The sequence below is a fragment of the Vagococcus sp. WN80Y genome, assembly GCF_059621045.1.
Genome location: NZ_JCAQHY010000174.1, coordinates 150547 through 168263, shown reverse-complemented (window position 1 = coordinate 168263; position 17717 = coordinate 150547). Strand labels below are relative to the sequence as shown.

Here is a 17717-nt window from a genome sequence, read left to right as displayed (position 1 = left end):
TAATCAAGTAAAAAAATCTTTACTATAGTTCCGACTCTTCCATTTGTTATTTAATATCTATCCCTTTTTAAATATTAAAACAGTTTCTTGAGACATCGATTTTACTGCACCTTTGTCTTTAACTCGAGATAATTTAGCCGGCATTTTTTTCGATAATATATTTCTCTTGAATAATTTTTCTTCTTTTAACCCTAACTCCAGAAATATTTCTTGAGTAATACTGTCTAAAGGCTGCTCAATACCATCCACTCTTCTATTCCCTACAGTAAATAGCATGTAACCTCCTTTTATTAATACTCTATTTAACTCAGATAAAACCACATAGTAATCAGCGATAAAACGTTCTACTTTTTTTCTTTTTTCTTTTGATAAAGAACTAATATAATTATTAGCTGTATCTATATCTGGAACCTTGTTAGAGCTATTAATACCTCCTAAACTGAATGAATCTATTTTCGAATAATTGGATAACATATCCTCATCGCAATTCAAATCAGCGATATCAATCCACTTTAAAAAAAGTACTGTGGCTTGTCCATATGTGACAGTTGTACCATTATCTCCATACGGAGGTGAGGTACAAATTATATCAATTGATTCATCTTCAATATTCAACAACTCTTCTAAAGAGTTTCCTGAAAAAATTGTAGTTTTAGGTACCTTTGAAAAAGTCAGATATTTCTTTTTCTCATCAATTTTTTTAAAAAAATGATCTATACAGTTATCAGAAATATTAGCAATATCCTCTTCTTTTTTCATGTGTAATTTAAAAGTACTAGTCCGATCATTGCTATGCGAGTATATCACCTCAGAAAAACAAACCCACAAAAATTTGCGAACCCACTGGTTAGACTCCTCCATTATTACGCTTCGGATTTTACTCAATGAGTCTTTTATATCATCTCTAAACCATTTATCAATATTTTCAAATGAAAAAGATTCATACAGATATTCTTCATTAGTTAATTTTTTAGTTAATCTTTCTTTTACAAAAGAGAAATTTCTGTGATGATACATATGAGTTTTCACTTCAGAAAGTAATACTGCATATGGATTAATATCAATGCCAATTACTTCCATTCCTAAACTATGCCCCTCAACCAAAGTTGTTCCTGATCCCATAAACGGATCCATAAGTTGCTGGTATTTTTTCGAATTATTTTTTATTATGGATAAAAGTTCATATTGCATTGGAGCAACCATAGTAGCTGGATACTTCCCTAGCTTATGAATTCCTTCTTTTTTCGCTCCTTTAAAATCCCAGAATTCATTCTCATATTTATTTAAATCTTCTAAAATATTCATAAAAGATCTCCCTCTTTATCTTACATAATGTTCCCTTTTAGCGAAACTTAATCACATTCATTATAGCATTCTTTCTTATAGAAATCCTTAATTATATTAAATCTCCACGTATTACAAGTAAAATTATGTCTAACATTTAATTTTTTAAGACTATAGCCAATATACAATCCCACTAAGAAATACCAAAATAGAATTATACAGAGTTTTTTCATCAATATTGATTTCAGTATTTCTCTTTTGTAATGAAATAAAAAAGAAGCCATTCTTTTCTATTTAAAATAGCTCCTTCAATGATTTATATTTAATTACTAAGTCTTTATAATTTTTCGATTTTTGATGCCCGTTTATCTCCATCAACTGCATAGTCTTTTGAATTTGAGCAAGAAGACTATTAGCCTTTACTTTCCCGCTTAATATCGGCTCTAAAATCTCTTTTGGATTCTTTAAAGGTGTCTGTCCAGAATCGTACAATAAGTTCATTTCTCTATCAAAAATCTTGATTGTTTTAAACACATTTTCTTTATATAAGATCGAAACATTCTCCGATAAATTTTGCACAACCAAATCATGATGCCCTTTTTTCGTTTCTCTAGCTGTTACAGCATCTTTAGAAAACTGATACTCATACCTTGTAAGTGTACCTAAATAGGACAAGTCTTTTGAAACAGCAACGACATAGAGACTCATTTCATATCCTTTTGCTTCTAACAAGCTAGCAGTCATTGTTGGTATTTCCACTGTTCTTAAAGTTCCTTCTATAATCAAATGATAATTCTTGTCACTCAAATATTCCACAATATCTTCTGTCAAACGATTAGAAAATGGCGTCACTTGTGTCACATAGTCTTTGCCGTATTGTTCTACAATTTCATCGAAATTTGGATGGGCTTGTTTAAACGAATCATTATCCACCACAATTACATTCGTACCAATTTCCTTCATGATTGCATATCTTAGAGCTGTCTTACCAGCTCCAGGCTGTCCACCAAGTAAAAAAGCTTTTGGACTCTCTGCTGGAACTTTAGAGAGTGTTAAAGCTTCTAGGGTATCTTCTAAGATTAAAGAATAATGCTGTTCGGTATAATCTGTATGAAAATTAGACATACTGTTCAACTGCCTTCTGATCAGTTATAGATTTCGTATACACGTCCATCGTATTCCAATACGATTCAACTTTAGCCAAATCATTCATTGACATTTCAAAAAGATTCATTTGCAGCATCCCTTTTAGTTGATCCAGCAACTCAGCGTATAAGTCATTTTTATTTTGTCTATCAATCTGATGATTCACAACATATCTCAATACACGATTGTAGACATTGCGAGAAAATTCATTTAGTGATTCAACCTTAAAAGTTTTTTCATAATCCATTTTTCTCACCAACCTTCTTTGTTTATTATGCTTGATTATAACATAAAATAGCAAATTCTACATCTAGCCTAGCTTTTCCCCTAGTATTTTAAGCTTTAATTCTTTCACTTTTTATTTCATAAACTGAAAGGTATACCAACCTTATAATCAGCATACCTTTCACCAGTCAAATCATCGTATTTCAAATTTCCCAATTGCAATGACAAAAGCTAGCATACATTCTTGATAGCAATCCTCATCATATTCGCCACTCCTCCATGCCATCTTATTCATCAATGGTTGGAATCTAAGAATCAACTCTTCGATCGCTTGCTCACTTCCATTTTTTGCTTGTATAAATAATTGGCTTAAGCTTTTCATGGTTAACTCCTTCCCTCTGATTAAATAAATTAATTTATCTAAAAACAAAGGAAAGGTGGCGAACGAACAGCATATATTATTTTAACATTAGTGACTTTTGATAGATTTTCTTAGCTTTTGATACAATCGATGCTTTAAATTTGTGACGCCCTGTCTTGATATATGAAGGACTTCACCAATTTGGCGATCGTTTTTTTCGCTCACAAACTTTTCTATCAAAAAAAGTTTTTCTCTAACAGTTAGATTGATCAAAGCTTTATTTAATTTTTCATCCTCAACATGAAATGGAGTATCCAATGAAAATAGATCAAAATCATCTATTCCCTTCAAAGTATCTTCCTTCATCAATTCTATAATAGTGGCATCCTCTTCAAGAATTTCATTTTCAAGACGGAGTGACTTTTTCTTGTAGTAATTAATAGCTGCATGACGAATGACTTTTTCAAAATACTTGGTTAGTTGCGCATTAATTCGTTCATCATTTTGACTCATTCAAAACACTTCTTCCTATTGAAATCATTATTTTCAAAAGGAGATGTGTATAATGGATAATTCTATCAAATTTATGTTAAGCGATATTGCCAATAACCGCGGTAAGCACGTTCAACGTGAATAGATGAATCTTCTTTTATTCTAGGTAGGATATTACTTGTAAGATTAGGATAGGATATCCTTAAATGATGTTCTTCTGTTAAGATCCTATATATTTCTTTATTTGCTAGAGGGACGCCTGCTTCTTTCAATATTGAAGCAATAGTAAGGCTAATTTTTTGGTAGGATTGATTTCGCTTTATTCCTTCTTTTTTTGCTAGCAAATACTTTTGATTTTCAATATCGGACTTGGGTATTTTTGAAGAATTCGTTTTTATCGAATAATTTATTCCTAGTTCAATATCTAACTTACTCAATTGATCTTTAAACTCATTGTATATCTTTGTTATCTCGCTCCTTTCCTTCATTAATAAATCCATTTGCTGGTAAATCAATTTTTTTTCATCACATTTATCCATTATTTTCTTCTCCTTTCACTTATTACCAACAAAACAATTGACTGAAAAGACACGGAATTAAAGAATTATCTGACAATCAAATAAATACTAAAAAACCGAAACTAAAAATGTAATTTGAATTCATAGATCAAAATGCATACTATTATTCACACATTAATTTTTATGATCGTTAATAGTGAACCTATCTTTGAAAATCATAGATTTATCATTACAATCTTTAGCCGCCATAATTGTTTCAAGATTAAACTCCATTTCCAAAACCTCAATTCATCTTTAATAAAGAAGAGTTGAGATTAAGTTAAATTCTTTTTTTCATTTTTAAAATAAAAAATGACAAAAAAGTTATCTTAACCTTTTCGTCATTCTTTATTAAAATCAATATATTAAAAATTTAGAGTACACAACTGAGAAAACAAGGTAATTACATATAGCTTTGGTAATCCTACTAAACTACAACACTTTATCAAAGTATCGAATCGCAAAATAATCAACTGGAGCTTTCAAAAAAATGGCGTATATAGCATAATGCAATATTTTCTCAACACTAAGGTTTAATTCAAATCCTAGCATTACAACTAAAAAATATAGAAAAAAAACAAGAAAAGCCAAAAGATTAAAGTACAATATAGATATATTCCTTGCTTTACTTTCAATGAGTAACCATCGTTCACTGTTCTCATTTTTATATTGATTCTTTTCTATGAACTTAGATCTTAACATACTACATACCGCCGCTAATATTAAGAACAACACTGTAAAAATTTTCAAATACACTTGATTAAACATTACTTGCCCACCTTCTTTTTATAAATGTTTATTCTTGTTAATTTATATATTTTTGTAAAATAACCTTATAATGCTAATAGTAACTTAAATTTAATTCTACTCTCAACTCTTATACTGAATAATATTTTCAAAATGGGAAAACTTCCTAATTAAAACTATGGTATCATTATCTTATAATAGTAAAACTAAAGGGAGGAAGAAAGATGATCGTCATTCTGGAAGATAATATTCTACAAGCTCAAACAATTCACAAACTAATTATCAAACTTTCCAAAAAGAACGCATATCATATTGGTAAAGTTAAAGTAACATCACGTCCAACAGAAATAGTTGATCTGTGCAAAAACTCAAAAGATAGACAAAATCTATATTTTTTAGACTTAAAAATAAAAGATGACAGTTCTGCTGGATTCAAAATTGCTCAAACTATTAGGTCTATAGAGCCAGAAGCTATGATAGTTTATGTTACTGCTTACTCTGATTTAGCTTTGGAATCATATGATTATTTAGTTTCTGCGTTAGCATACATTGTGAAAACAAATTCAAACGAAGAATTTAAAAATAAAATAGCAAAATGTTTAAGCATATATAATTATTACTTAGAAGAGTTAAATACCGACGATCTTTTTATCTTTGAAAATAAATTTGCTAATATAAAAATTCCATTTAAAGAAATTCTATTTATAACGACAATTTCTGCTCATAAACTAATGATAAAAACTCGAACTAAAGACATATTCATACGTGAATCATTAAAAAATTTAGAAAAAATTGATGAAAGACTTATAAGATGCCATCAATCTTTTCTTGTTAATTTGCAAAACATTAAATATATTAATAAATCTCAACGTAACATTCACTTTTCGACAACTTTATCTATCCCTATATCTAGAAGGCTTATTTCCACAGTTACAAAATATTTAAAAGAATTAAACTAGGATTTTGTTTTCTATCAAATTAATTTAAAACATAGAGATTTTAGATATCTTCTTTCATCACAATTGTTTGAATGAGGAAATCATCAACAATCTCTGTGGTCAGATGAATTTTAGTATTAACTTTTAAAATTTTCTTGAGGGAATACAGCCCAATACCATTTCTAGGCTCTTGAAACTGATTATTTGTGGTATAAAATTTTTGAAACATTTTTTCTTTATCTACAGAATGCTCTTGAATACAATTTTTAACTGATAAAGACAAACTATTATTAACTAAAAATATAGTAATTTCCACTTCCTTATTATGCTTAGAACTTTCAGCTGCTGCAATTGCATTATCAAGCAATATTGAAGAAGCTCTAATCAGATCTACTCTATTAATTTGTACTTCTCTAACTATTCCTAATACACAAATAGATAGATTCACATTCTTCATTTTCGATTCTACATGCTTAGATATCAGCAAATTTTTTAATTCTGGTAACTGGATATTATCAAACATCCCATTATCAAGACTATATGACCTTATTAAATCTTTTGTTGGAGAAACAACATTATAAAATATTGTTTTAACTTGATCAAAATTTTCATTCCGTATACTGTTTTCTAAAGTCAAAAGTATATTAAGATAATCATGTCTGAACGTTAAAAGTTCATCTGTAAGCTTTTCAAGCTCACCAACATATATATCAAATTTTTTTTTCGCCTCTTTCTCTTTCTTCCTTTTCCCTATTAAATATATAGTTTTATATAGAAAAAATGTAACACATATATTTATAAATGAATAGAGTAAGAGCGCTGTATTACTACCTTTAGATTGAAAAAAAGCAAATAATAAAATCGTTCCAAAAAAGAGCCACAAGACCTCCACTTTCAATAAAGAATGTTTTAAGATAAAGCTAAAGCGACTAATCAAAATAACTATAATAAAATACACTAATATCATAGAGCATAAATAGCTATATTCTCCGAGAAAAGTGAATCTGTCCAAAATATTATAAATGAAAAAAGAAGATAACGATACTAGCAATATAGAAAGCAATGCTGTAAAAATTTCCTTTATATAATTAACACTATAGCCACTTATAAAATTGTATGAAAGTAATAAAACAGCAAATATAATATTTGATAGGCTAACAAACTTTGTCATTGATATACTGATTATTACTACTGCTATTATAATAGAGGCAACTAAAACTACACTTCTTTTTATATGCCTAGTATTAAATTTATTAAACAAAAGTACTGTAATATGTACTTGAAAAAAAACACTCAATAATATTTTTACATCAATCATTTTTCTTACTACTTGGTTTTTTAGGAGCATATATTAAGTATGGCCAAGGACATTTCCATCCTTCTCGATTAGTTTCATTTTTCATTTGCTCAGTAACCCACTCATTCATTTTTTTCTGTATTTTCTGTTGAATTCTTATCATTTTGTCACTCCTTTTATTACTTTTTCTGTAAAAGGTAATATCATCGCTAATTCAGACAATATACCAGCTAATATTGACACTTTTATCCAATAAATCCTACTAGAAAAAAAGATTAAATATTGGATTGCTAAAATAAACAAACATCTTTTTGCAATCCTATTATTTTTAAGTTTAACAAAAACATGTACAGAAAAATAACAGTACACTAAAATACACATAAATATTGTGATTAGAGAATTAAACTCTAGCTTCATGAATAAAAGAAATTTAGGAAAAAAAACAAACACTAAGACTGATTGAACTGTACAATAAAACGATTTAGTAGCATGCCATCCTTGAGCATATTTCCTCAAAAAAGCAAAAGTAGCTAAGGTTAACAAGCTACTATTAAGACATTCCAAAAAAAATGCTATAAAGAAAATAAGAACTGTCTTAAACGTATTTACTAATATTACTTCTATATTATACCTTATCCATTGAGCTCTTTCAGTGATATTGTCATAATTCACAGAAAATATTTTTTTGGCAATAATTATCGACAAGTTTTGATACATAATACTCCCCCTAACTACACTGTTAGCATATTTTAACTAATTTACTAAAAGAGAATTAATTAAATTAATTTCACCATATCCAAATTTGATACCTTTTCCTTTTTCAGAATTAATAGCTCCCTTTTTTAATAATTTAGAGACTTTTTTTTCAATAGAAGAATTTTTTTTAAAATCATGGTTAGATAAAATTGCACAAATTGAACCTGTAACAAGTGGAGCGGAGAAACTAGTTCCAGCGTTGAAAGCATATGAATTACCAAGATGAGTAGATAAAACCAATTCATTAAAATCTATATTCCCATCGTTGTCAAATACAAAATCCCCCGAAGGAGCAACAAAATCTATAGTTCTCCCATAATTACTAAATGAAGCAATTTCTCCATTTCGTTTTGTTCCACCAACTGTAATAACATCATTTTTTAAATCCCCAGGTAAATGATAAGTACCTCTTCTATTATTTTCATCTAGATCAGCATTACTATTTCCAGCAGATGCAACAACTATAGTACCTTTTTGTTTTGCATAATTTACAGCCTTTTTATATGCTTTCATTGTAAGTTTTTCATCCTGAATATCCTTACTTTTATAAGTTCCCAAACTTATATTAATAACATCTATTCCACTATTAGCGGCCTCTACTATCGCTGCTATAACCCATGAGGATTCCCCATCCTCTCCGTCAATTACTTTATAAGGAATTATATTCGCGTTAGGAGCTACTTGCATTATTAGTCCCGCTACCATTGTCCCATGACCATTCACATCTTGAAGTGCATCATTCTCAGTAACAAAAGATTTCCCAACTTCTATATTCAAGTGTTCCCTTAATTCATCATGTGATAAATCAACTCCACTATCAATAACAGCTACATTAATGTTATCCCCTAAAGAAAATCCATATGATTTACGATAGTCAGTAATTTTATCAACACCCCATGAATACTCCATCAATACTTGAGAAAAAAATGGAATACTGGTAGTAGTAGTTTCAGGTGAAACAGATAACATTTCACCAACTTCTCCACCTGTTTTTTCAGCACTTATTTTAGCATTTTCTAACTCTTTTAAAGATGCATTTTTAATTTCTACCATTGACAAATCATCCAATTCAACGATTTTCTCTTGTGGAATTTCCAAATTTTCAACAAATTCATTCTTTTCAGAAATAGAATCAAATAAATATGAAATCACTTCTTCTGCATAAACACTTTCTGAACTTATTGAGAATAAAAAGAACGAACTAAGTCCTAATATGAAAATTATTTTTTTTGCTTTTGTATCCATTTTATTCACTTCCCGTCTTCATTTTCATAATTACTAAGATACAAATTTTTATACGCAGAATTTTTCCTTAATAATTCTTGGTGTGATCCCATTGCAACTACTCTACCTTCACTCATTAGTACTACTTTATCAAATTTAGATATATCAGACAATCTATGGGCTACAACAATTAAAGTAGAGTTCATTTGAAAGAGATTATCCATAATTTTTTTCTCCGAAATATTATCGAGAGCACTTGTAGGTTCGTCAAAAAGTAATATTTTAGGAGAGTTTAATACCGCCCTACAAATTGAAATCTTTTGCCTTTGACCACCAGAAAAATTTTTCCCATCTTCCGAAACAATTGTATTTAACTTCAATGGAAATGCTTCAATAATTGACAATAAATCAGATATTAGTGTGGCTTTCTCAATTTCTTCACTATTAATTTTTCTTCCCATCAAGATATTCTCAGAGATTGTTCCACTAAATAATGCACCTTCTTGCATAACTATTCCTACTTGACTTCTATACACCTTCTTATTCAATTTACACAAATCTAGGTTATCAATATTCAAAACTCCTTGTGTTGGCCTATACATTCCACCTATAAGTTTTAACAACGTGCTTTTTCCTGAGCCACTACTTCCTACAATTGCAATTTTCTCTTGTGGAGAAATATTTAAATTAATATCTCTCAAAACTAAATTATCAAATTCACTATATTTGAAAGAAATATTTTCAAGTGTAATTTTCCCCATATCTATGCTTATTTTTTCTTCATTTCCTTTATCTTCAGGTTCGCTATCTATAATATCTACTAATTTACTTATATAAAGTTTTACCATAGTAAAATCAGAATACGAATTAGCAACTGAAATCAAAGGCACTAGAAAAGCGGCACCTAATGTATTAAACGCTACAATATCTCCCAAAGATAAAGTATTGCTTTGCAACAGAACTATGCCTATAGAAAACGTTAGTAATGGAAAAATCACTTGTATAGTAATAGGAACATTCATTAATATTGAATTCACTTTAGATTTTTCTTGTTCAAGTTTCATTTGTTCTTTAAAGTTATTTTGCCATTTTTGAAACATGTCTTCCTCGGCACTAACTGATTTTATAGCAATTGTATTGTTTACAATCTCTGTAATTAAATTTTGAGATTTTGTAATAGCTGGCATTTGATTTTGATTAATCTTTAAGGTAAACCTTGTATTTAAAAAAGAAAATATTACCAAAATCACAGAAATAAAAATTGTAATTAGAGTCATTAAAGGGGAATATCTCATCATCAAAACTAAATAAAATATAAAGAATATGCAATCAATAAATAAACGTATACCTCGTTCACACATAATTGATCTAATAAAAGTATTAGAATTAATTCTGTACATTAACTCACCTTTGCTTCGGTTAGTAAAAAAATTAACTGGTAAATTCATCAAACGTGACACTGTCATTTGTAAGAAACTTGTATCAAATGAAATCTGTAAATTATTTATAATCCTAGTTCTAGCAACATTGAATAAATAATAGAATAATGTAATAGCTATCATTGAAAAGAAAATAATTTTCATGTTTAATTCATTACTACTATCAATCATTCTCTGTATCAAAGTTGGTATTAATAAACTCAAAACTTGAATTCCTATAGTTGTAATAAATGTTTTTATTAATAAAGATCGGTTATCCAAAATGATCGTTTTTATTTTGCCGTTTATTGATACCCTATTTCTTAAAGTTTTATTCCTAGTATTTTTTATAAATAAAATTATACGAGAAAATTTTTCGGTAAATTCGTCCATATGACAACGAACTCTACCTTTAGCAGGATCTACAAGTATTACACCCTTCTTCGTAAACTTTTCAACTATAACAAAATGACGATTATTCCAATAGGCTATACAGGGAGTTGGTATTTCTGATGAAAAATCATTTCCTGTCACTCGAACAACATTTGATGAAAGATCATAATTTGAAAGAATAGTTTTCATTTGTAGAAAATTATACCCTCCTTTTGGAACTCCATATCTACTTCTGAGAATTGTTAAATCAATTTTTTGTTTATAATAATCAATCATCATTGCAACACATGACAACCCACATTCGCTATGTTCCATCTGTTCTATAAATTTAATTCTTCTCATTTGTATTTTCACCATTTTCTATTTTTAAGCACTCGCTTAAAGTCGAAAACTTAAACATGTTATTTTTTTCCCAATACATAGGTTCAAAAGATTTATCTCCTAAATCAAATCTTTTCTTCATAATTTTTTGATAAACCGTAAATTGTTTTTCTAATCGTTCTGATGAATGATTACTTTCGTTCCAAAAATCAATTATTTTCAAAGATGCCTCACTGCAAGTGTCCTTGAGCCAATCTTTATCAGTCAGTTCCTTAGGATAATCATTTGCAGCATTCTTTTTATAAATAACCTTTGAGCCAAAAGAAGTCAGATAATTCTCTAATTGATTAAGAACTGTTTCATGACCATTTGAACTACATGTAGAAATAACTAATGCACCTTTACCACGAAATTTTAGAATATGAGAATACCAGCTAATTCTATCAATAAAATTTTTCATATTACCACTGATACTATGCATATATACTGGACTTCCAAAGACTATTAGGTCAGCAGAAATCATTTCCCCTGTTATTTTTTCAATATCATCATTGATGGGACAACTTCCACTAACAAAACAGGCTGAACAACCTTTGCATAGTTCTACATTAGTATTAAATGCAGTATAAATATTAAGTTGAACCTCTTCATCTATCACATCAGAAATTTTCTTTATTATTTCTTCAAGAAAATTGATAGTGTTAGATTTTTTTTTATTTGTTCCAATATAAGCAACTATTTTTTTCATAATTTTCACTTCCTTAGAGAAAATAAGCGTATAAACATTTAAAGAGGTCTATACGCTTATTAATTATTAGAATCTAATCTCTACAAACTGTAATAGTAGCAACTTCATACGAAACTGTTAAATAGTTTGAAATTCTTGAAAGAACAGGTGACCAACCACCTTCAACCGTAATATCACCAGATCCTTGAATCAATTCCATACTCTCTTCTGATAAATCTTCAAACGCTTTACCTACAAAACTATTCATTTCATTTGTTTCCATTTCTATTCCTACTTTCTACTAAATTTAGCATCGTGTAATTGTTGCAAAAATAAACGAAGCAAGCAGTAAACATGGGCTAGATGATTCAGGTGATACATCGCCCGATCCTTGAATTTCTTCCATCATTTCCTCAGGTAATTCTTCAAAAGCATAACCAACAATTTCTTCCATTTCTAATTTTGCCATCTGTAATCCCTCCTCACTTAATTAAGATGCACTTTTAGGAAAACACAACAACACTGATACTCCTATAAGTGACCATGCAACTGGGGAACTTTCCACTTGAATATCTCCATTGCCTTGAAGTTTTTCCATTTCTTCAACAGAAAGATCTTCAAAAGATTGCCCCACAAACTCATTAATTTTTCTTGATTCCATAGCTATTACTCCTTTCAAATTTATTTAAAAAATGGATAGATCCATTTCTTATAAAGATTTAATAAACAAGTTAGATCCTATAATAATAAAATAAATTTACAAAAAGAACTAAGTTATTATAAAGTTAACAATTGTATATCCCCTAAATTTCTTTCTTTTTTTAAATATTGAAGAAATGAGTAGCCAATACCAGATACCCCTGTAAACAGACCCACACTTTCAATTTTAGAGAAATACGCAATATTGTAGTTATTTCTTGCAATCTGGTTCTCTACCATTGTTTGAATGTATTGATTTCCTACTTTCGAGTAACTGGCGTTCGAAGTATCTTCTAAATAAGGTAAAAGACTTAATATTCCTGAATTTCCATGACACAAGCAATCATCATTAGAAAATGATGTAACTAATGAAGCATCTAATTTATTTAACAAATCCAACAACTGCTTTTGTATTACATTATCCCGAAAAATACTATGAATATATACTCTTGCTTTTACTAATCCAGAAAGCCCCCAACACCATCTCAAATCTATACTATCCGATAAGCTCTCAAGTTCAATTGTTAAAATTGAAGTAATACAATTTTTTATTCTATCTGAGTTATCAAATTCCAAACATTTAGCTAATGACACTGCAACTCCAGAAAGTCCATGAGCAAATCCTAAACCTAATTTTTCTAGTTTTCCCATCTCTACATTGGATATTAAATCATCTTTCAAAGTACACATATAGGTTTTCGCTTTATCAGAATCAATTATTTTACAAACTTCAACTAAAAGAGACAGTATCCCAGCTTTTCCATTCATCCAATCATTACTCTTAGTATCTAAAATTTGTTCAATCTCAAGTTCATTTATTGTATCGTTTACAAAGTCGCTGAAATCGGATCTACCTAATGCTTTTATTTCAATAAGAATTGGGTAGATAGGTGATAATTTACCTTCATACGCAGATAAAACTAAACTATCTTTTGACAATTTTATAGCTGATATCATCACTTGCTTATAGAAAGAAAAATATTTTTCGTCTCCAGCAACCAAAAATAAATTTAAATAGAAATAGGCAATACCTGATAATCCATCATAAAGACTTTCATTTGTTGGTTTTACACCTAATTTTTTAGTTTCTGGAATAATATCAATAGTAATCCAAGAAAGATCACTATTCGCATCATCCCATACTACTTTCTCAATTAGCTTATCCCCTATCATTTTAGCTTCATGAAGCGCATTAATACTTGTTTGTCTATTACAAAGTGGTAAATTCGAATCTCTATTTCTTAAATATGTCTCTTCAAATAAATCTAAGCTTGTCAGAAGAAATCCTAGTTGCAACTGTATCTCTTCATTATCCAATTGTTGAATTCTTTCTCTAAAGTACTCTATCCCTGATTTTTCAAAAAAGTTATTAATCATTCTCCCCCTACTATCTTCAATATCATTAGAATTTACCTTAGAAAAGAAAATGGGGATGTCTCCCATCAATAAATCTTCATATTCACTGATAATAACCCTTTTATCCTGATGAGGGTAAGCCCAAATATTTGAAATCAACTTTTCTCTATAAAACATTTCCTGCATATAATTAGGGTGGTTAGAAAAATTCAATAAAGAAGCATATCTTTGGGTTCCCTTTAATAAATATCTTATTTTTAAATCATTAAAATAATTAACTGGGCTATTTTCCGAGAGTAATATTTCTTTATGTTTCATAAAAAATCTCATCAGTTCAAGAAACCCTTCAACTATGTGCAGACTATAATCTTTATAATCTACAAACTTATTTAGATATTTGGGTAAGTTTTCTCTTTGTTTAGGATGATTTCGAATCTCTTGCTCCTCATATTTAAAATCTGCTTGATTAATATTTGTTGGATAATTTCCTTTTGTAACTATTTCAGTCAGTCCACCAGCAATTCCACTGAAATCATTTTTATTATTAAAATCATCTGAAATAAGAACTGAATTTGGCAATAGTCCCGATCTCATAATCGTTTGATTAACAGTCATTAAAGCAACTTTCACAAAAGCTTTATCAACGACACTTAGTGTTGTCTCATTATGAAAAATCGTTTCTCCATCAATTATTACCGGATAGGCACCATGTGCTATTAGATTATCCATATGTAGATCATTCATTGATAAAACGTAGGATAATGCTATCAAATGACCCATCCTTTGATAATAATTCTCAATTTCCTGAATTGACTTACAATCTTGATGTGTTATAAACTCCTGAAAAGTATATTGTTCTTTATATATTCCTCTAGGAGTTTTTATTTTTAATAATCCTGAATTATTATTAATCCAAGAAATAAATAGTTCTAAGGATTTAGCAACATCTAAATTTTTAGGCTTAAAGGCAAGTTTATATTCCCCAATAGTCAATATCATAACGCTCTTACCTTGTTCGTGGGAATCGCCCGCCGAAAGTGAGATATCTGAAACAGAAACTTCGGATATCTTGAACATCTCTTTTATTTCATTTGAACACTCAACGATAGCTGTTGTAAGATTAAGAAAATTTTGTAAAAAGAATTTAGTCCGTGTTGAAATTAAATATGCAGCAACAGAATATTTTGAATAAAATTTATAGTAGTCTCCTTTATCAGAAAATAACTCCTTCAAGAATTCTGAAAACTTATCTTCTGTATTTTTAGATTGAAATTTATGTTGTCGTTTATAATTTTCTAATTCAATAACTATCACTTTACTTAATATATTAGTCATTTCAACGCAATAATTATTAATAAAATCCTTTTTAACACTAGAAGAAAGACTCAATGAAGAATCTTTAAATTCAAACCTCTTAATTTCTTTTTCAACAAAACTAACAAAAGGCTGAATTGCTATTACTATTCCAGCTCCATTATTCTCAATTTCCATTTCGTCAATCATTTTGCTAAAAAATAACAACCAATCTGGAAACTCTACTTTTTGTTCAAATGTAAAATCAGACAATGAAAAAGCAAATTTTTCTTCAGTCATTTTTCTTGAAAATAGCATATCATCGTATCGTTCATTTTTTACAATACTTTTAATAGCTTTCCATTCGTTCAACTTATCACAATTTACTACAGAAGTAGTTTCATCATAATACTTTGATTTTTGTTCAACTTTTAATGTGTCTACATAAATCTTTTTGAGCATTCCTTCTTTTGTCTGAGACAGACTTTCTTTTACCACTTGATTATGTCTATTCATGTTTGCTCCCCTTCTTCTTTATTTAAGTAAGAACTAATAATTTCTTCCATATTCGTTTTTTATAACAATCCTAATTAGTTTTTTCTATTCAAAAAAATGTTCCTTAATTCTTGATAAATTTATCATATTACAACTTTTAATACTTAATCCAGTGTCTGTCTTTTTTTGGTATATGAAATAACATATCTGGTCATTAAAATATCATCTCACTATATTTTTCTACTATAATAGAAAATTTCATTTGATTAAAGCTATTAATTTTAACTAAATAGTGCTAAAATGATTTCCAATAATATAGCTTTAAACTTCCTTTTTCATTTAGATGTAACTTACTTGATTCTATGGTAAGCTACCTTACAAACGTCCTAAAAGTATATTCTTAATATCCTTCCTTTATTCTTGATGTTCTCACTTTATACGTTTTAAATTTGTTTACGTTTATAAAATATCTTACAGAATTGAGGAAAAAACTATGCTAAAAAAATTTAAGTGGACTAAAAATGATGCTTTCTTTCTACTAGGAACGTTAATCTTTATCTTTCTAATATATTCATTTTTACTTATGCCTATTAGTGTGTCAGGTAGTTCAATGATGCCAACTTTAAAGGATAAAGATCGACTTTATGCAAGGAAGATTGGTGACGTAAATAGATTTGATATAGTTACATTTAAAGCTCCTAATGAAAAAAACTATTTTATTAAGAGAGTTATCGGTCTTCCAGGAGAAACTATCATGTACAAAAATGATCAATTATACATAAATAGTCTTCCCATAGATGAACCGTTTCTTGAAACCTATAAAGAAGGATTAACAGATAAGCCTCTAACTGTAGACTTTCGTTACGGAAATGAGGAAGAACTTTACTTAATTCCGAAAAATCATTATTTTGTATTAGGAGATAATCGAACAAATTCAAAAGATAGTCGTTATATTGGAACAATTGAACGTGACAAAAATTTTCGAGTAGTCATTTTTAGACTATTTCCTTTAGATCAGTTTGGGATAGTTAAGTAATTATATGTTTATAGTAAACTATAAACTGTTCCCTCTAATTAATAATTATCCAATTTTCCAATTTCTGTAAAATCAATTCAAACTGTGATATCTGCGTCATTTTCGTTTTTTGATCCAAGTATTTTACAGAAGCTTGCACGACTACCTGATTCTCTTTTTTTGTATAAATTAGATCAAGTAATTCCACAAAAACATAATCCTTTCCTATTGGTTTTAAGGCATTCTCACTCACATAATAGGATAACTCTTTCTCACTTGCTTTAGGATACAGCTTAAAAAAAGTCTCTAAAAACGAGTTGATTTCTTCTGTTGTTTTAGCATCAACTGTTCCATCAGTTTCTAGTTTCTTAGGTTCATAAGAGGCTTTCGTCGGTTTACTACTAATCGTTGGATTCTTCGTAATGACCATGTTATTCGCTTTATCGACATAAACAGTCAATGTATAAACTGAATCAACCGTTTGCTTTTTCTCTTTTTCAGAGATTAATTGTTTAACAGAAAATAGAACGTCAAAGTTAGTATCATCAACCTGCTGAATATCCCAAAATTGGATAGCCTCTACCTTAGAATTCGTTGGAATATCTGTCCTTATCACATCAGAATTTAGAGTCTGTAGCTCTTCTGTTAGATACATTTTCAAGTTCTCTTTTCGTTTATCTAAAGCAGCTTGGTTGTGTTCCCACGAGTAATATTCTTGAATAAAATTTTCTGTAAAACTTTTAACTTTGCTCGTGTCAATCACACGCTGTTCAATGATTTCTTTCTCATGAACCGTATGTTGATCAATGGCTGTAAAATTCTTATAGATACCAAAACAAAGACTAACAATCAAAAGACACCACAATAGTGTAACTAATTTTTTATGTGTCCCCACTTTTACAGTAGGAACTCTTTTTTGTTTTGGCACCTTTGCTTTTCTTTCTATTTTAATTTTCATTGTGTGTTTTCCTTT

Annotated in this window: 20 protein-coding genes; 2 read left to right on the top strand and 18 right to left on the bottom strand. The window is 29.0% G+C overall.

Going from position 1 to position 17717, the window contains the following annotated elements:
- Positions 1–57: 57 nt before the first annotated feature.
- From AC5KOD_RS21155 to AC5KOD_RS21125, 7 genes are all read right to left on the bottom strand, one after another.
- On the bottom strand, positions 58–1305 hold the full coding sequence (locus AC5KOD_RS21155) for a DNA methyltransferase (protein WP_496916571.1): 1248 nt from the start codon (positions 1303–1305) through the stop codon (positions 58–60).
- Positions 1306–1578: 273 nt separating this feature from the next.
- Entirely contained in the window at positions 1579–2409 is an 831-nt protein-coding gene (locus tag AC5KOD_RS21150; RefSeq protein WP_496916570.1) for a zeta toxin family protein, read from the bottom strand.
- The gene (locus AC5KOD_RS21145; protein ID WP_206834981.1) at positions 2402–2677 is read right to left on the bottom strand and encodes an antitoxin; all 276 of its coding nucleotides are present in this window, start codon (positions 2675–2677) and stop codon (positions 2402–2404) included. Before AC5KOD_RS21145 ends, AC5KOD_RS21150 begins: the two co-directional genes overlap by 8 nt.
- Before the next feature lie 171 nt (positions 2678–2848).
- Positions 2849–3037, bottom strand: coding sequence for a helix-turn-helix domain-containing protein (locus AC5KOD_RS21140; RefSeq protein ID WP_074402630.1), 189 nt, complete (start codon positions 3035–3037; stop codon positions 2849–2851).
- Between the two features lie 87 nt (positions 3038–3124).
- Positions 3125–3529: a sigma-70 family RNA polymerase sigma factor gene (locus tag AC5KOD_RS21135; RefSeq protein WP_496916569.1), complete on the bottom strand. Its 405-nt coding sequence runs from the start codon at positions 3527–3529 to the stop codon at positions 3125–3127.
- A 71-nt stretch (positions 3530–3600) separates the two neighbouring features.
- Entirely contained in the window at positions 3601–4047 is a 447-nt protein-coding gene (locus AC5KOD_RS21130; RefSeq protein WP_496916568.1) for a hypothetical protein, read from the bottom strand.
- Positions 4048–4497: 450 nt separating this feature from the next.
- Positions 4498–4833, bottom strand: coding sequence for a hypothetical protein (locus AC5KOD_RS21125; protein WP_496916567.1), 336 nt, complete (start codon positions 4831–4833; stop codon positions 4498–4500).
- 203 nt (positions 4834–5036) lie between these two features.
- Here AC5KOD_RS21125 and AC5KOD_RS21120 point away from each other — a divergent pair, with 203 nt between their 5' ends.
- On the top strand, positions 5037–5771 hold the full coding sequence (locus AC5KOD_RS21120) for a LytR/AlgR family response regulator transcription factor (protein ID WP_496916566.1): 735 nt from the start codon (positions 5037–5039) through the stop codon (positions 5769–5771).
- Between the two features lie 40 nt (positions 5772–5811).
- Here AC5KOD_RS21120 and AC5KOD_RS21115 read toward each other — a convergent pair whose 3' ends face one another.
- From AC5KOD_RS21115 to lanM, 10 genes are all read right to left on the bottom strand, one after another.
- Positions 5812–7068, bottom strand: a complete 1257-nt coding sequence (locus AC5KOD_RS21115; protein ID WP_496916565.1) for a GHKL domain-containing protein — start codon at positions 7066–7068, stop codon at positions 5812–5814.
- Positions 7061–7210 carry a hypothetical protein gene (locus AC5KOD_RS21110; RefSeq protein WP_496916564.1) on the bottom strand — a complete coding sequence of 50 codons (150 nt, stop codon included), beginning with the start codon at positions 7208–7210 and terminating at the stop codon, positions 7061–7063. The genes AC5KOD_RS21115 and AC5KOD_RS21110 overlap by 8 nt, the downstream gene beginning before the upstream one ends.
- Positions 7207–7764, bottom strand: coding sequence for an accessory gene regulator B family protein (locus AC5KOD_RS21105; RefSeq protein WP_496916563.1), 558 nt, complete (start codon positions 7762–7764; stop codon positions 7207–7209). The genes AC5KOD_RS21110 and AC5KOD_RS21105 overlap by 4 nt, the downstream gene beginning before the upstream one ends.
- A 36-nt stretch (positions 7765–7800) precedes the next feature.
- The gene (locus tag AC5KOD_RS21100) at positions 7801–9048 is read right to left on the bottom strand and encodes a S8 family peptidase (protein WP_496916562.1); all 1248 of its coding nucleotides are present in this window, start codon (positions 9046–9048) and stop codon (positions 7801–7803) included.
- A gap of 5 nt (positions 9049–9053) precedes the next feature.
- Positions 9054–11180, bottom strand: a complete 2127-nt coding sequence (locus AC5KOD_RS21095; RefSeq protein ID WP_496916561.1) for a peptidase domain-containing ABC transporter — start codon at positions 11178–11180, stop codon at positions 9054–9056.
- Positions 11167–11907, bottom strand: a complete 741-nt coding sequence (locus AC5KOD_RS21090; RefSeq protein WP_496916560.1) for a flavodoxin family protein — start codon at positions 11905–11907, stop codon at positions 11167–11169. The genes AC5KOD_RS21095 and AC5KOD_RS21090 overlap by 14 nt, the downstream gene beginning before the upstream one ends.
- A 73-nt stretch (positions 11908–11980) precedes the next feature.
- Complete coding sequence (locus tag AC5KOD_RS21085) at positions 11981–12169, bottom strand: lichenicidin A2 family type 2 lantibiotic (protein ID WP_496916559.1); 189 nt, start codon at positions 12167–12169, stop codon at positions 11981–11983.
- A gap of 24 nt (positions 12170–12193) precedes the next feature.
- On the bottom strand, positions 12194–12355 hold the full coding sequence (locus AC5KOD_RS21080) for a lichenicidin A2 family type 2 lantibiotic (RefSeq protein WP_496916558.1): 162 nt from the start codon (positions 12353–12355) through the stop codon (positions 12194–12196).
- A gap of 21 nt (positions 12356–12376) precedes the next feature.
- Positions 12377–12547: a mersacidin family lantibiotic gene (locus AC5KOD_RS21075; protein ID WP_496916557.1), complete on the bottom strand. Its 171-nt coding sequence runs from the start codon at positions 12545–12547 to the stop codon at positions 12377–12379.
- A 116-nt stretch (positions 12548–12663) separates the two neighbouring features.
- Positions 12664–15750, bottom strand: coding sequence for a type 2 lanthipeptide synthetase LanM (gene lanM / locus AC5KOD_RS21070; protein WP_496916556.1), 3087 nt, complete (start codon positions 15748–15750; stop codon positions 12664–12666).
- Positions 15751–16222: 472 nt separating this feature from the next.
- Here lanM and lepB point away from each other — a divergent pair, with 472 nt between their 5' ends.
- Complete coding sequence (gene lepB / locus AC5KOD_RS21065) at positions 16223–16765, top strand: signal peptidase I (RefSeq protein WP_496916555.1); 543 nt, start codon at positions 16223–16225, stop codon at positions 16763–16765.
- A 34-nt stretch (positions 16766–16799) separates the two neighbouring features.
- On the opposite strand, the gene AC5KOD_RS21060 is transcribed toward lepB, so the two are convergent.
- Entirely contained in the window at positions 16800–17702 is a 903-nt protein-coding gene (locus tag AC5KOD_RS21060; protein ID WP_496916554.1) for a conjugal transfer protein, read from the bottom strand.
- Between the last annotated feature and the right edge of the window lie 15 nt (positions 17703–17717).

What these genes read in the sequence shown, in the direction of transcription:
- AC5KOD_RS21130 (WP_496916568.1), bottom strand. Translation starts at nt 4,047, where the DNA reads ATGGATAAATGTGATGAAAAAAAATTGATTTACCAGCAAATGGATTTA.
- AC5KOD_RS21080 (WP_496916558.1), bottom strand. Translation starts at nt 12,355, where the DNA reads ATGGCAAAATTAGAAATGGAAGAAATTGTTGGTTATGCTTTTGAAGAA.
- AC5KOD_RS21115 (WP_496916565.1), bottom strand. Translation starts at nt 7,068, where the DNA reads ATGATTGATGTAAAAATATTATTGAGTGTTTTTTTTCAAGTACATATT.
- lanM (WP_496916556.1), bottom strand. Translation starts at nt 15,750, where the DNA reads ATGAATAGACATAATCAAGTGGTAAAAGAAAGTCTGTCTCAGACAAAA.
- AC5KOD_RS21120 (WP_496916566.1), top strand. Translation starts at nt 5,037, where the DNA reads ATGATCGTCATTCTGGAAGATAATATTCTACAAGCTCAAACAATTCAC.
- AC5KOD_RS21060 (WP_496916554.1), bottom strand. Translation starts at nt 17,702, where the DNA reads ATGAAAATTAAAATAGAAAGAAAAGCAAAGGTGCCAAAACAAAAAAGA.
- AC5KOD_RS21155 (WP_496916571.1), bottom strand. Translation starts at nt 1,305, where the DNA reads ATGAATATTTTAGAAGATTTAAATAAATATGAGAATGAATTCTGGGAT.
- AC5KOD_RS21135 (WP_496916569.1), bottom strand. Translation starts at nt 3,529, where the DNA reads ATGAGTCAAAATGATGAACGAATTAATGCGCAACTAACCAAGTATTTT.
- AC5KOD_RS21095 (WP_496916561.1), bottom strand. Translation starts at nt 11,180, where the DNA reads ATGAGAAGAATTAAATTTATAGAACAGATGGAACATAGCGAATGTGGG.
- AC5KOD_RS21100 (WP_496916562.1), bottom strand. Translation starts at nt 9,048, where the DNA reads ATGGATACAAAAGCAAAAAAAATAATTTTCATATTAGGACTTAGTTCG.
- AC5KOD_RS21145 (WP_206834981.1), bottom strand. Translation starts at nt 2,677, where the DNA reads ATGGATTATGAAAAAACTTTTAAGGTTGAATCACTAAATGAATTTTCT.
- lepB (WP_496916555.1), top strand. Translation starts at nt 16,223, where the DNA reads ATGCTAAAAAAATTTAAGTGGACTAAAAATGATGCTTTCTTTCTACTA.
- AC5KOD_RS21140 (WP_074402630.1), bottom strand. Translation starts at nt 3,037, where the DNA reads ATGAAAAGCTTAAGCCAATTATTTATACAAGCAAAAAATGGAAGTGAG.
- AC5KOD_RS21150 (WP_496916570.1), bottom strand. Translation starts at nt 2,409, where the DNA reads ATGTCTAATTTTCATACAGATTATACCGAACAGCATTATTCTTTAATC.
- AC5KOD_RS21085 (WP_496916559.1), bottom strand. Translation starts at nt 12,169, where the DNA reads ATGGAAACAAATGAAATGAATAGTTTTGTAGGTAAAGCGTTTGAAGAT.
- AC5KOD_RS21075 (WP_496916557.1), bottom strand. Translation starts at nt 12,547, where the DNA reads ATGGAATCAAGAAAAATTAATGAGTTTGTGGGGCAATCTTTTGAAGAT.
- AC5KOD_RS21125 (WP_496916567.1), bottom strand. Translation starts at nt 4,833, where the DNA reads ATGTTTAATCAAGTGTATTTGAAAATTTTTACAGTGTTGTTCTTAATA.
- AC5KOD_RS21105 (WP_496916563.1), bottom strand. Translation starts at nt 7,764, where the DNA reads ATGTATCAAAACTTGTCGATAATTATTGCCAAAAAAATATTTTCTGTG.
- AC5KOD_RS21090 (WP_496916560.1), bottom strand. Translation starts at nt 11,907, where the DNA reads ATGAAAAAAATAGTTGCTTATATTGGAACAAATAAAAAAAAATCTAAC.
- AC5KOD_RS21110 (WP_496916564.1), bottom strand. Translation starts at nt 7,210, where the DNA reads ATGATAAGAATTCAACAGAAAATACAGAAAAAAATGAATGAGTGGGTT.